Here is a 12,791-nt window from a genome sequence, read left to right as displayed (position 1 = left end):
TCGGTGTGGTCGCTCTCGTCGGTCTCGGGAGGGCGGCGGGGCCTGGGCGGCCCCTGGGGTTCAGGCGCCCCCGGACCCCAGGGTTCAGGCGCTCCCGGCGCCGTCCGGGGCGTCGTTCAGCCCGCGAACCACCGCACCGGCTTGGGCGCCAGGTTCTGGTAGACGTGCTTGGTCTCGCGGTACTCGGCGAGGCCGCTGGGCCCCAGCTCGCGCCCCACGCCGCTCTTGCCGAACCCGCCCCACTCGGCCTGCGGGAGGTAGGGGTGGAAGTCGTTGATCCAGACGGTGCCGTGGCGCAGCCGCCCGGCCACGCGCCGTGCCCGCCCGGCGTCGGCGGTCCAGACGGCACCCGCGAGCCCGTACTCGGTGTCGTTCGCGAGTGCGACGGCCTCGTCCTCCGTGCGGAAGGTCTCGACCGTCAGGACCGGGCCGAAGACCTCCTCGCGCACGACCCGCATCTCGCGGTGGCAGCGGTCGAGGACGGTCGGCTCGTAGAAGTACCCGGTGGCGGGCCTGATGTCGCTCGGCTCGGGCCGCCTGCCGCCCGTCCGCAGCACCGCGCCCTCGGCGAGCGCGGAGGCGACGTACGCCTCGATCTTCTCGCGCTGCTGCTCGGAGACGAGCGGCCCGCACTCGACGCCGTCCTCGGTGCCGCGCCCAAGCCGGATGCGCTCCGCGCGGCGGACCAGTTCGGCCACGAACCGCTCGCGCACGGACTCCTCGATGATCAGCCGCCCGCCGGCCGAGCAGACCTGGCCGCTGTGGATGAAGGCGGCGTTGAGGGCCTGGTCGACGGCGGTGTCGAAGCCCTCCTCCGTCTCGCAGGCGTCCGCGAAGACGACGTTCGGGTTCTTCCCGCCCAGCTCCAGGGCGACCTTCTTGACGCTGACGGCGGCGGCCTGCGCGACCTTGGTGCCGCTGACGAGTCCACCCGTGAACGACACGAGGTCGACGTCCGGATGCTCGGCGAGCCGCGCCCCGACCGAGTGGCCCGGCCCCGTCACGATGTTGGCAACCCCGGCGGGCAGTCCGGCCTCGGCGAGCAGCTGGACGAGCGCGACGGTGGTGAGCGGCGTGATCTCGCTCGGCTTGACGACGAAGGTGTTCCCGGCGGCGAGCGCGGGCGCGATCTTCCAGCTGGCCTGGAGGAGCGGGTAGTTCCAGGGCGTGATCAGCGCGCAGACGCCGACGGGCTCGTGCACGACCACGCTGTGGATGTCGTCGTCCCCGGCGTCCACGACCCGGCCGCCGCCCTCGCCGGCGACGAGGTCCGCGAAGTACCGGAAGGCGTCCGCGACACAGTCGATGTCGACGCGCCCCTCCTCCACGGTCTTGCCGGCGTCACGGCTCTCCAGCCGCCCGAGGGATTCGCGGTCGCGCATGAGCAGATCGGCGACACGGCGGAGCAGGGCGGCCCGCTCGGTCACGGGCGTACGGGCCCACGTGCCCTCGTCGAAAGCACGCCGGGCGGCGGCGACGGCGGCGTCCGTGTCCCGCTCGTCGCCCTCCGCGACCACGGCGAACGGCTTGGCGTCCGCCGGGTCGAGGATCTCGCGCGTGGCGCCCGAGACGGCTTCCAGCCACTCTCCGCCGATATGGATGGTGCGCTGAGCCTGCTGTCCTGCCATGTTCGGTGTTGCCTTCCGTTCCAGGTCGGTGCCCCTGTGTCACAGCACTGTGACTCTCGGGGGCCGTGAGCGCCTGCCCCCGCCCCTGGAATGCATGCACGATCCGTGGCCGAAAGTGCGCCGCGTCACTGAACATGCGGAAAAAGGTCGCGAATCGGAAGGGTGTGCGACGGCACGGTCGCGACACCGTGCGCGACCGTGAACCGTCGGGATCAGCCGGCGCAGGTGCCGCCCGGCGGGCAGAACCAGCCCACCACCGTGTCGGCCATGTCGGTCTCGTCACTGCGGCCGTCGTCGTCACGGCCGTACACGGCCACCGCGTAGAGGGTGCCGTCCGAGGCCGCGAACCGGGTGTCGACGACATGCCAGGTGCCGACGTCGGGCTCGCCCCGGATCGAGTCGACAAGGTACTCCAGCCGCTCCCCCACGAACTCGCCGTCGCTCAGGTCCTCACGGCCGAGCTGCCGGAAACTGTCGGACTTCGGGGTGTCGGGCGACAGGAACAGGTCGAACGACTCCTGCGGGGTCGCCTCGGCCACCTCGAACACCTGGATGCGCTGCTCACGGTCCGGGCTGCGGAAGTTGACGACGTCCATGCCGTACTCGGACGGCACGGTGTCCCGCTCCCAGCCGTCGGGCACGGCTGCCCTGAACCCCTGCGGGTCGTCGAACGAGTCGTAGTCCGAGGGGAGTTGGGCCGCGGTCAGGGACGGCGAGGACGTCTCCTCCGGGGTTTCCCCGGTGGGCGTCTCCGACGTGGACGTGTCCGACGCGGACGTGTCCGGCGGGTCCGAAGGGGTCACGGACTCGGACGCGTTCTGGTCCCGCCCGCCGCCGTCGCCCTCGTCCCCGCCCACCTGCGTCAGCACGAGGCCCGCGGTGATCCCGACCACGGCGGCCCCGGCCACCACCCCCGCCCACAGCCGCCGCCCGAACCGGCCTGCCACCGGCGCCGAGGGCGGGCCGGCGGGCGGCCAGGGGGAGGACGCGGGGGTCGGCTGAGAGGCCCAGGGAGGGGGCGGGGTTCCGGCCGGTTCGGAAGGCAACGGGGTCCCTGAGCGCCCGGCGGCCGGTGAAGCTCCCGCCGCCCCGGACCCCGACGGGGCCCCCGGCCACCCGGAGCCCGGCTGACTCCCCGGCCAACCAGAAGCCGGAGAGGATCCCGCCGACCCAGAAGCCGGAGGGGCTCCCGCCGCCCCGGAAACCGGAAGGGATCCCGACGCCCCGGCGTCCGGTGCGACCCCCGGCCACCCGGAGCCCGGCTGACTCCCCGGCCAACCAGAAGCCGGGGGGGCTCCCGCCGACCCAGAAGCCGGAGGGGCTCCCGCCGCCCCGGAAACCGGAAGGGATCCCGACGCCCCGGCGTCCGGTGCGGCCCCCGGCCACCCGGAGCCCGACTGACTCCCCGGCCAACCAGAAGCCGGAGAGGATCCCTCCGCCCCGGAAACCGGAGAGGCCCCCGACGCCCCGGCGTCCGGTGCGACCCCCGGCGGCCCGGACGCCGGCGTCGGCGGAGCCCCCGCCGGTCCGGACGCCGGTGGGGGCAGGACCCCCTCGTCGCCGTCCCGCGCGCCGACCACCGTCGGTTCGTGGTCCGGTCGGCCCGGCGGTGGTGAGGTGGCGTGGGCCGTTTCCTGGGTGCCGTCCTCCCAGCGCTGGGTCTCCTCGTTCCAGTACCGCTGTCCCCCGCTCATCGCGCCCTCCTCACATGCCCAGCAGTCCGGCCACGGCCCCGGCCGAGGCGATCAGGCTCACCAGGGCCTCGGAGTCCGTGAGCAGCTGCCGCAGCCGCTGCAGTCTGCCCGCGCCGACCGTGCCGGTACGGGTGATCTCGTCCTCGGTGTCGGCCAGCGCGGCGTCCAGCTCGCTCGTCCGCTCGTCCGCCCGTACCCGGGTCAGGTCGGCGCGCAGCTCGCGCACCGCTTCCAGCAGTTCCTCGGCGGCGGCGTCGCGCGGGCCGCCCGTGCCGTGGTGGCTCTCGGCGTGCGCGTGGCTGCCGATGGCGAAGGTGCTGTGCGAGACGTCGCCGATGCGGACCGTCGGCTCATCCGTTGCCATCGCGGGGTCCCTTCTGCTGCGGCGTGGAGCCGCCGGTCGGTGAGGTGGAGGAGGAAGGAGAGGAGGAGGTGGACGCGCGGGCGTGGGAGCCGACGGCGAACGTGCTGTTCGCGACGGAGTCGACGTGCACGCCACCGCTGCTGATGTTGACCACCTTCTGCACGAACTCGCCGGTCTGGTAACCGTGGTCCGCCAGCGCCGTGCGCACCCCGTTCGCGATGCGGTCCTGCACACTCCGGAGGTAGCGGTCGACGTCCATCCGCTGGAAGAGCGACCCGGACCGCGCCGCGCCCAGCTCGCGGACCGACAGCGCGGGGCCGTCGGGCAGCGCGTTGCCGTAGCCGCCGGTGAGCAGCTGCCAGCCGTAGGCCGCTCCCTTGAACAGGGTGACCAGGGAGCGGATCGCCGAGCCGGGCACCTGGCCGACGGCCCAGGTGGCCTTGCCGAACGGGCTGTTGCTGCGGAACCGGTGGGCCGTGCGGTCGGCGTCCTTGAAGTCCGCGCGGATCGGCTGCAGCACGTGCGGGGCGATCTCCAGCATCAGCATGCGGCCCTGGGTGTGGATCCGGACGTAGACGGTGACGACCAGCTCCTCCTCCCAGCCGCCCACGCGGACGCGCAGGAAGTGCCGCCGCTTCTCGGCGCCCTCCTCCACCGCGCGGGCCCGGTGCTCCTCGAACGCCTGCTGGTTGTACGGGGCCTCCTCGCGCCGGCCGAGCCCCTCGGCGGGCAGGAACACGCACTCGTCGATCTCCAGCCAGCGCAGCCGGTCGCGCACGGCGTGTCCTGCGTACTCCGAGGGCAGCCGCAGTCCTTCGAGCAACGGCCGGACGGCGTCCAGGATCGTCCGGTTGCTCATCGGCCGGACCTTCTTCATCTCGTCGGGCCGCAGCTCGACGGCGAGCACCCAGGTGTCGTAGTCCGCGCCGGACCCGCAGAACGGGCGCGCCTCGTGGTACATGATCAGCGGTGCGCTCTGCTCCAGCCGGATGCGCTCCTTCAGCCGCTGGAACCGCCGGCTCTCCGTGCTCTCCGCCGGGTCGGAGGCCGCGTCCGGGAACCGCTCGGGGGACAGCTCGCCCCCCAGGGCCCGGGCGAACTGGCTGCGCTGGGCGCCCGTGCACAGGGCGACGGCGACGAAGAGGATCAACGCCAGCCAGGCCTGCAGCGCCTTGACCGTGGCGTCACCGCCGAACAGCTGCGACAGGGCGGGCAGGAGTTCCTTGAGGAAGTTCCAGAAGCCCGAGTCGTCGTCGTAGGAGTACGAGTCGCAGGAGCCGTAGGAGTCGTACGACTCGCAGGAGTAGCCCGACGAGGAGTCGTCGGAGCCGGCGAACGCGAAGACGACCGTGGCGACCAGGAACAGGCCGAACACGATCCGGCCCAGCCAGCGGGCCGCGAGCGCCGCCATGCGCCGCATGAGCGGCGGGCGGTCGTCATCGCCCCTGATCGCGGTCCCCATCGCCAGCAGGACGCTGGGCACGAGATAGCCCGCGAGCAGGAAGTTGGTCACCAGCAGACCCACCACCCACAGGCCCACGATCGCCCCGGCCCAGGCCAGCTCCAGGCGCCGGGCCCGCAGGGCGTGGGCGAGGACGCGGGCCGTGTCGAAGCCGAGTGAGGGCGCCACGAGCCGCTGCTCGTTCAGGTCCAGCTCTTCGATGACCCGGTCCCGGAAGACGGGGTCGAGGTAGGTGCCGGCACACAGCAGGCGGCTGGCCTCGCTGGCGTGGGGCGGGCTGGGCGGCGGGGCCGCCGGTGTCGGTGGCGCCGCGGGTGGCGCGGACGCGGGTGGTGGTGTCGCTCGTGATGTCGTGGTTGCCGGCTGTGGCTGTGGTGGCACGCTGGCGCTACTCACACCATCTCCCCCGATGTGTGAACTGACTTGTGCGTCAAGCCAAGTGAGAAACCATCAGCATAGGGGGACCGAAGGAACTGCGGAATCCGTCTCGCACGGCCGAACGATCACCGCACAGACGCGCCCTTCGGGCTCGACTTGTCCGGGTACCGGTGGGGGCCCACGAGGCCGTACGCCAACAGGCCCTGTCCCGGGCGGAACCCGGGACAGGGCCTGTACGAGGTGGTGACGGTCTTCCGTCGAAGAATCCCTCCGAGGGGGGTTCTCAGATGAGGCCGAGCGCGCGGACCGCCTCGCGCTCCTCCTCCAGCTCCTTGACGGAGGCGTCGATGCGGGCGCGGGAGAAGTCGTTGATCTCCAGGCCCTGGACGATCTCGTACGTGCCGTCCTTCACGGTGACCGGGAAGGAGGAGATGAGGCCCTCGGCCACACCGTACGAACCGTCCGACGGGATGCCCATGGAGGCCCAGTCGCCCTCGGCGGTGCCGTTGACCCACGTGTAGATGTGGTCGATCGCGGCGTTGGCGGCGGAGGCGGCCGAGGAGGCGCCGCGGGCCTCGATGATGGCGGCACCGCGCTTGGCGACGGTCGGGATGAAGTCCTCGGCGAGCCACTTCTCGTCGTTCACGACCTCGGCGGCGTTCTTGCCGGCGACCGTGGCGTGGAAGATGTCCGGGTACTGGGTGGCGGAGTGGTTGCCCCAGATCGTCAGCTTCTTGATCTCGGAGACCGGGACACCGGTCTTCTTCGACAGCTGGGTCAGCGCGCGGTTGTGGTCCAGGCGGGTCATCGCGGTGAAGCGCTCGGCCGGTACGTCCGGGGCGGCGGCCTGGGCGATCAGGGCGTTGGTGTTGGCCGGGTTGCCGACGACGAGGACCTTGATGTCGTCCGCCGCGTGGTCGTTGATGGCCTTGCCCTGGGGCTTGAAGATGCCGCCGTTGGCCTCCAGGAGATCACCGCGCTCCATGCCCTTGGTACGGGGGCGGGCGCCGACGAGCAGGGCCACGTTCGCGCCGTCGAAGGCGACGTTCGGGTCGTCCGTGATGTCGATGCCCTGAAGGAGCGGGAAGGCGCAGTCGTCGAGCTCCATGGCGGTGCCCTCCGCGGCCTTCAGCGCCGGGGTGATCTCCAGCAGGCGCAGCTTGACCGGCACGTCCGCGCCGAGCAGCTGGCCGGAGGCGATGCGGAAGAGCAGGGCGTAACCGATCTGGCCGGCCGCGCCGGTGACGGTGACGTTCACGGGAGTGCGGGTCATGGCGTTCTCCGTATGACAGCTGGCGGTTGGGGCGGTCCCTGCCCCGGGTGGGACGTACGAATGATCGATCTCTTGGCGTCAAGAGAGATCAGCGGTCAGGCTATCGCGCATCCGGGATCCCGGACGGGCGGGTCTGTGTGGCCCGCCCCACACGGGTCCGCCGGGTCCCACAGTAGAGCGCCGAAGCCTGAAAAGGCGGCCGCCGTCCGGGAGAGGTGGACGAAGCGGCCGCCGTGTGGGGGTGCCGGGCCGGGAGGAGGGTGTCGATCTCCCGGGCGGCCGGACTCCCGTGGGGGTACTGTCCGCCTGCCCCGCTCGGACGCGGGCATTCCCCTTGACCGCCAACTACTTTGGGTGACGGGGGTGTCATGCGCCACGGCTCACGCCCGCGGGTGGGGCTCACGGCTTCCCAGGGGCCCGGGGGCCTGCGCGGCCAGCCCCCACCCGCCCGCACCCGGCGGGTTCCCCGCCCCTACCGCGTGCACCCCTCCTGCCCGGCCGCAAGGGTCACGCACGCCGTCGCGTCCCCCGCGTCCTTCACGGCGACCATCGGTGTGTACGCGGTCGTGTCCCCGGCCGTGCCGACCGTCGCGGTGTGCTTCACCTTGCCGGCGCTCACCCGCACCTCGTCCCCCTCCGCGGCGGCCGTGATACGCGCCCACGCCGCGTCACAGGTCTCGCTGTAGCGGACCTCGACCTGGGTCGTGCCCACGGTGACGCTGTCGGTGGTCTTCACCAGCTCGCCGCTGCACCCCATGGCCTCCGCGTCCTTGCCGGTGCAACCGGAACCACTGCACTTCACACCGGGCGGCAGTTCGGGATCGGAGCCGGCGGACGTCGCGGGCGTGGACGGCTTGTCCTCGGCCACCGCCCCGTCGCCGCCGTTCGTGAAGAAGACGGCCGCCGCGACCACGACGCCCGCACCGACGACACCGGCGAGGAACATGGTCAGCCGCCGCTTTCCGCCTCCCCCACCCGGCGCACCGTTCGCGCCCGGCCGGGCGTCCCACGGCGCCTGAGCCGGCCCGAACTCACCGGGACCACCGAGCCCACCAGGTACACCCGGCCCACTGGACACACCGGGCCCACCCGGTACACCCGGCCCGCCGGACGCCCCGGCGCCGCGCGACGGCCCGGACGGATCCGACGGCGAGGCGGTGACTCCCCAGCCGCCGCCCCGTGAAGCTCCGCTCGCGACTGCCGCACCGTAGGAGCCCGCGGACGACTGCCCCTGAGCCGTCGGCTGGGACGGGATCGAGGGCGAGACCGCGGGCGGGACCGTGGGCGCCACGCCCGCCGGGCCCGCCACACCCGGCGTCGCGGTCGCGCTGCGGCCTGCCTGGCCGCTCCTGCCCTTGGCGGGCGGCGCGGTCGCCCCGAGTTCTCCGAGCTCCCCGAGCGCGGCGCGCGCCTGGGAGATACGGATGGCCTCCATGGTCATGTCGTGGCGCATCTCCGAACGGCTCCACGCCCGTTCGGCCAGTTCCCACATGGTCGTCAGGTGCACGGGATTGGTCCCGGTCACCTCGGCCAGCGCGACGATCGCGCCCTTGGGCGCGAGCAGCCGCCCGTTCAGATAGCGCTCCCAGGACGTCTTGCTGTAACCCGTGCGGTCGGCCACCGCGGCGATGCTCAGCCCGCTGCGGTCGACGAGCCGCCGCAGCTGGCCGGCGAACTCCTTGACCTGCGGATCGAGTTCCTCGGGCAAGGCCCTCCAACGAGGCATTGCTCCCCCCTCTTTTCCCCCCGAACGTGCCTGATCTTTCCCCCCGTACCGCTTCTCCCGCGCATGGTGCCCTCGCCGAGTACGAGCGTCCGAGACCGCGACCACATTCTCGACCGTGCCGGGAGCATGCCGAAGGGTTCCGGACATCTCGTTACGTCTCGTTACCTTCGTTACACCGCTCCCGGGCACCCTGTGGGATGTGCGTGGTCAGGATGCCAGTTCCCGGAACGGGGGTGCGCACGGGAGCATTCGGGCCGGGGCACGCACCGTCGCACACCCGCTGGCCTGCGGTCCAGCGTCCCACCCTCGTCCCGGACTGCCGCGCGGAACCCCCGATGAGTGCGCGAGACGTCCCGGACCGTCCCAATTGACCACGGTATTCCTGGTGTTGAGTGCTCTCGCGGGTCATTCTCGAACTTGTCAAAACATCGACACAACGGGCACACACGTACGAAAACGGGAGCCGCCCAGAGTCCCGCACGTAGCCGGCTTCCCCGCGGCCGGCGGTGCACACGCCGTGGCGGAATGGTCACCTCCGTGCCGCAGCGGGCTGACAGGTGTTGAACAGCGTCCTGAGCGTGCCCGACGGTGGGTCCCGGCGGCGGTCCGTCCTTACTCGGGGGAGAGGACGGGCCGCCGTCCCCCGGTCCGGTCCCCGGCCCGCGTCACCTGATCGTGAAGTGGAGCGTGTCGTCGAGGAACGGGATCTCCAGCCAGGGGTTCGGCTGGGCCATCATCGCGAGCAGGACGATCGCGGTTCCGAGAGCGCCGTACGTGACCATGTCGGTGAACCGGGAGCGCACCGCGAGCATGCCGACGTCGGGCAGGGCCCAGCGCAGGGCCGCGCCGACGAGCAGGGCGGCACCGACGAGGATCGTGCCGTAGCGGAACACGTCCAGTGCGGTCAGCAGCAGTCCGAGCCCGACGGTGGACAGCACCGCGAGGATCGGCCACTGCCGGGCCGGTGCCGGGGCGTCCCGGGGCGCGGCGCGGCCACCGCCCTCGGGGCGCGCGGTGTCACGGGTGAACAGGGGGAAGCGCCGAGTGGCCCGCTTCGGCTCCCCGGTGGCGTCGGGCGCGCTGATGGCGTCCCGTACGGTCTGCTCCGCGCTGTCCTCCGGGGAGCCGGCGCCGTCCTCCGGCCCGCCCCCGGGGTTCTCGTCCTCGCGGGTCCCGTCCTGCACCGTGCCCTCCGGCTCGCTCGCCGCCTCAGCCGACACCGCGCTCCGCCGCCTCGACCACGTTCACCAGCAGCTGGGCGCGGGTCATCGGACCGACACCGCCCGGGTTCGGCGAGATCCATCCGGCGACCTCGGCGACGCCCGGGTGGACGTCGCCCACGATCTTGCCCTCGGCGGACCGGGAGACGCCGACGTCCAGGACGGCCGCACCCGGCTTCACGTCCTCGGGCCGGACCAGGTGCGCCGAACCGGCGGCGGCGACGATGATGTCGGCCCGCTTCAGGTGCGCCGACAGGTCGCGCGTGCCCGTGTGGCACTGCGTCACCGTCGCGTTCTCGCTGCGCCGCGTGAGCAGCAGCGGCATCGGGCGCCCGATGGTCACACCCCGGCCGACGACCACGACCTCGGCACCCTTGATCTCGACGCCGTAGCGGCGGAGCAGGGTGAGGACGCCGTTCGGAGTGCAGGGCAGCGGCGCGGGCTCGTTCAGCACCAGCCGTCCCAGGTTCATCGGGTGCAGGCCGTCGGCGTCCTTGTCCGGGTCCATCAGCTCCAGGATCCGGTTCTCGTCGATGCCCTTGGGGAGCGGCAGCTGCACGATGTAGCCGGTGCACGCGGGGTCCTCGTTCAGCTCCCGCACGACCGCCTCGATCTCCTCCTGCGTGGCGGTCGCGGGCAGCTCGCGCTGGATGGAGGCGATCCCGACCTGCGCGCAGTCGCGGTGCTTGCCGGCGACGTACTTCTGGCTGCCGGGGTCGTCGCCGACGAGGATCGTGCCGAGCCCGGGCGTGACCCCCTTCTCCTTAAGGGCCGCCACGCGGGCGGTCAGGTCGGACTTGATCGCGGCTGCGGTGGCCTTGCCATCGAGAATCTGGGCGGTCATGGGCTCCATCCTCGCGGATGACCTGCCCCTGGTTCCAATCCGGGCTCCTCGGTTCCCATGCGGGCACCCCCGGCGCCACCGGCGTACCGGGCCGCTCCGTACCCAGCCATGATCAATGATGTTGCACTTGCACAACACATAGTGAATGCCGCTGGACAAATAAGCCGGGCCTAAAGAACGATGAACGGCGCAGTGCCGCGGGCAGTGCCGGGGGGACGACCGCATCGGATGAACCTTCCTCCGTACGTGCCGCGCATCGTCCCCACCAACGGAGGAAACAGCGCCATGAGTTTCGGCGACCCGAACAACCCCTATGGTCCCCCGCAGGGCCAGCAGCCCGGGTACCCCCAGGGCCAGCAGCCCGGCTACCCCCAGGCACCGCAGCCCGGTTACGGCTACCCGCAGGGAGGCGCTCCGCAGGGCGTCCCGCCGCAGCAGGGTTACGGCTACCCGCAGCAGCCTCAGCAGCCCGCCTACCCGCAGGCACAGGCGCCGGGTTACCCGCAGGCCCCGGGATACGGCTACCCGCAGCAGCCCGGCTACGGGGCCCAGCCGCCGTACGCGAACTGGGGCCAGCGCTTCCTCGGCACCCTGGTCGACATGCTCCTGTTCGTGGTCCCCTACATCCTCATCGGCGTCGGTGCGGCCAACAGGACCACGGCCCTGGTGATCGTCGGCTACCTCGCCATCATCGCCGTCGCGATCTGGCAGCTGATCCGGGAGGGCCGTACCGGCCAGACCCTCGGCAAGAAGGCGCTCGGCATCCGCCTGGTGCGGGAGAGCGACGGCCAGCCGCTCGGCGTCGGTATGGCGTTCGTGCGCCGTCTCGCCCACTTCCTGGACAGCATCGCGTGCTACATCGGCTGGCTGTGGCCGGCGTGGGACGCCAAGCGGCAGACGTTCGCCGACAAGGTGTGCTCGTCCATCGTGATCCGCACGCCGTGAGCGGTGGACAGCCCTGAGCACCTGTGCACGAGTGCGCGGGTGAACGGCTGACACCGAGACGGCGAGCGATGTCCTCTCGCACTTCACATCCGGGGCCGTGGCTCTCCCCGCACAAGGGGGGACACGGCCCCCGGTGCGTCGTCCTGACGGCTCGCGCCGGACCGCGCGGCTCTCGTTGTTGCGGCCCACGGCGGCCTGCCCGAACTCGCGTCCCAACTCGCGTTCTTCGAATACTCGTGTGATCCGAGGCACGGATGAGTGTGAAAATGCCTCAGTTCCTGGAGTCTCTTTTCCTAGGCAGGTTCACACATGAGATTAGCCCGTGGAGTTCTGATCGCCGCGGCGGCCGCCATGGCACCCGCGCTCCTGCTCGCCTCCCCGGCCCTCGCCGCCGACACGGCCCCGTCGTCCAGCACCGTGAGGGCGACGTCGGCGACGGACGACCCCACCACGCCGGTGGACGAGATGCCGGAGGAGGAACTCCGCATCGCCATCGCCCGCGTCCTGGCCGACCCCGACTCGGGCCGAAGGGTCATCAGAGAGGCCAACGCGGCCCTCGACGGCACCGTCGAGGACATGCGCTACTTCCTGAGCACCGGCTACCGGCTGGCCCAGGCCGAGGACGACCGCGTCGCCATCGTCCGCATCATCGGCGACCCCGACTCCGGCCGCGGCGTCATCCGCGAAGCCACCAAGGCCCTCGACACCAACACCCCCGAAGCCCTGCGCGCCTTCCTGGAGACCGGCTACCGCCTCGCCCAGGCCGAGGACGACCGCGTCGCCATCGTCCGCATCATCAGCAACCCGAACAGCAGCGCCGCGCTCCGTGCGGCCGCGCGGGAGGCCCTCGAGGGCACGCCTGAGGAGTTGCGGTACTTCCTGGAGGTCGGCCAGTACGAGGTGGACGGCTAGCCGGCCCGGGCCTGTCGCGACACTGGGCCCTGGCCGGTTTCCGCGTCCCCCCGCGACGCAGTCGGCTCAGGCAGCCCGTTCCCACTCGCCGCGGTGGTCCTCGTTCTCCGGCGGCCGGCGCTCGGTCTTCTCCAGCGCGCGCAGGAGGGCCCAGGCCAGGGCGGACATCCCGGTGAGGCACCAGGGCAGGATCCAGACCACGGCCCACCCGTGTGCCTGCGGGCTGAGAACCAGCTCGCAGGCTGCCGTGGTCATGCTCGTGACCAGGCTCCAGCACAAACAGCGTCCGGCGTACTGGACAGCCCGGGCGAGCCGCTGCGGTGCGTGGCGACTGCGCGTGCGGGA

Annotated in this window: 11 protein-coding genes; 2 read left to right on the top strand and 9 right to left on the bottom strand. The window is 72.1% G+C overall.

Features of this window, described 5'->3' with window-relative positions:
• Positions 1 to 116: 116 nt before the first annotated feature.
• The 8 genes from ACZ49J_RS21725 to ACZ49J_RS21690 form a co-directional block, all read right to left on the bottom strand.
• Positions 117 to 1,628 (bottom strand): aldehyde dehydrogenase family protein, encoded by a 1,512-nt coding sequence (locus ACZ49J_RS21725; RefSeq protein WP_467450131.1) that lies wholly within the window; start codon positions 1,626 to 1,628, stop codon positions 117 to 119.
• A 212-nt stretch (positions 1,629 to 1,840) separates the two neighbouring features.
• Positions 1,841 to 2,575 carry a hypothetical protein gene (locus ACZ49J_RS21720; protein ID WP_467450129.1) on the bottom strand — a complete coding sequence of 245 codons (735 nt, stop codon included), beginning with the start codon at positions 2,573 to 2,575 and terminating at the stop codon, positions 1,841 to 1,843.
• Positions 2,576 to 3,332: 757 nt separating this feature from the next.
• Complete coding sequence (locus tag ACZ49J_RS21715) at positions 3,333 to 3,686, bottom strand: hypothetical protein (RefSeq protein WP_467450127.1); 354 nt, start codon at positions 3,684 to 3,686, stop codon at positions 3,333 to 3,335.
• Positions 3,673 to 5,544, bottom strand: coding sequence for a hypothetical protein (locus ACZ49J_RS21710; protein ID WP_467450125.1), 1,872 nt, complete (start codon positions 5,542 to 5,544; stop codon positions 3,673 to 3,675). The genes ACZ49J_RS21715 and ACZ49J_RS21710 overlap by 14 nt, the downstream gene beginning before the upstream one ends.
• A gap of 265 nt (positions 5,545 to 5,809) precedes the next feature.
• A complete protein-coding gene (locus ACZ49J_RS21705) occupies positions 5,810 to 6,799 on the bottom strand; it encodes a malate dehydrogenase (protein WP_467450123.1) in 990 nt (329 codons plus the stop codon).
• 472 nt (positions 6,800 to 7,271) lie between these two features.
• The gene (locus tag ACZ49J_RS21700) at positions 7,272 to 8,525 is read right to left on the bottom strand and encodes a helix-turn-helix domain-containing protein (protein WP_467450121.1); all 1,254 of its coding nucleotides are present in this window, start codon (positions 8,523 to 8,525) and stop codon (positions 7,272 to 7,274) included.
• A 665-nt stretch (positions 8,526 to 9,190) separates the two neighbouring features.
• A complete protein-coding gene (locus tag ACZ49J_RS21695) occupies positions 9,191 to 9,745 on the bottom strand; it encodes a DUF3017 domain-containing protein (protein WP_467450120.1) in 555 nt (184 codons plus the stop codon).
• A complete protein-coding gene (locus tag ACZ49J_RS21690; RefSeq protein WP_467450119.1) occupies positions 9,735 to 10,589 on the bottom strand; it encodes a bifunctional methylenetetrahydrofolate dehydrogenase/methenyltetrahydrofolate cyclohydrolase in 855 nt (284 codons plus the stop codon). Before ACZ49J_RS21690 ends, ACZ49J_RS21695 begins: the two co-directional genes overlap by 11 nt.
• Positions 10,590 to 10,874: 285 nt before the next feature.
• Here ACZ49J_RS21690 and ACZ49J_RS21685 point away from each other — a divergent pair, with 285 nt between their 5' ends.
• Complete coding sequence (locus ACZ49J_RS21685; protein ID WP_467450118.1) at positions 10,875 to 11,534, top strand: RDD family protein; 660 nt, start codon at positions 10,875 to 10,877, stop codon at positions 11,532 to 11,534.
• 309 nt (positions 11,535 to 11,843) lie between these two features.
• A complete protein-coding gene (locus ACZ49J_RS21680) occupies positions 11,844 to 12,446 on the top strand; it encodes an ALF repeat-containing protein (RefSeq protein WP_467450117.1) in 603 nt (200 codons plus the stop codon).
• A 66-nt stretch (positions 12,447 to 12,512) separates the two neighbouring features.
• On the opposite strand, the gene ACZ49J_RS21675 is transcribed toward ACZ49J_RS21680, so the two are convergent.
• Positions 12,513 to 12,701, bottom strand: coding sequence for a hypothetical protein (locus ACZ49J_RS21675; protein ID WP_467450116.1), 189 nt, complete (start codon positions 12,699 to 12,701; stop codon positions 12,513 to 12,515).
• Between the last annotated feature and the right edge of the window lie 90 nt (positions 12,702 to 12,791).

It is taken from the genome of Streptomyces sp. NPDC030840 (assembly GCF_055572015.1).
This window is presented reverse-complemented; position numbering and strand designations above follow the sequence as displayed.

What these genes read in the sequence shown, in the direction of transcription:
- ACZ49J_RS21680 (WP_467450117.1), top strand. Translation starts at nt 11,844, where the DNA reads ATGAGATTAGCCCGTGGAGTTCTGATCGCCGCGGCGGCCGCCATGGCA.
- ACZ49J_RS21675 (WP_467450116.1), bottom strand. Translation starts at nt 12,701, where the DNA reads ATGACCACGGCAGCCTGCGAGCTGGTTCTCAGCCCGCAGGCACACGGG.
- ACZ49J_RS21700 (WP_467450121.1), bottom strand. Translation starts at nt 8,525, where the DNA reads ATGCCTCGTTGGAGGGCCTTGCCCGAGGAACTCGATCCGCAGGTCAAG.
- ACZ49J_RS21705 (WP_467450123.1), bottom strand. Translation starts at nt 6,799, where the DNA reads ATGACCCGCACTCCCGTGAACGTCACCGTCACCGGCGCGGCCGGCCAG.
- ACZ49J_RS21725 (WP_467450131.1), bottom strand. Translation starts at nt 1,628, where the DNA reads ATGGCAGGACAGCAGGCTCAGCGCACCATCCATATCGGCGGAGAGTGG.
- ACZ49J_RS21715 (WP_467450127.1), bottom strand. Translation starts at nt 3,686, where the DNA reads ATGGCAACGGATGAGCCGACGGTCCGCATCGGCGACGTCTCGCACAGC.
- ACZ49J_RS21690 (WP_467450119.1), bottom strand. Translation starts at nt 10,589, where the DNA reads ATGACCGCCCAGATTCTCGATGGCAAGGCCACCGCAGCCGCGATCAAG.
- ACZ49J_RS21685 (WP_467450118.1), top strand. Translation starts at nt 10,875, where the DNA reads ATGAGTTTCGGCGACCCGAACAACCCCTATGGTCCCCCGCAGGGCCAG.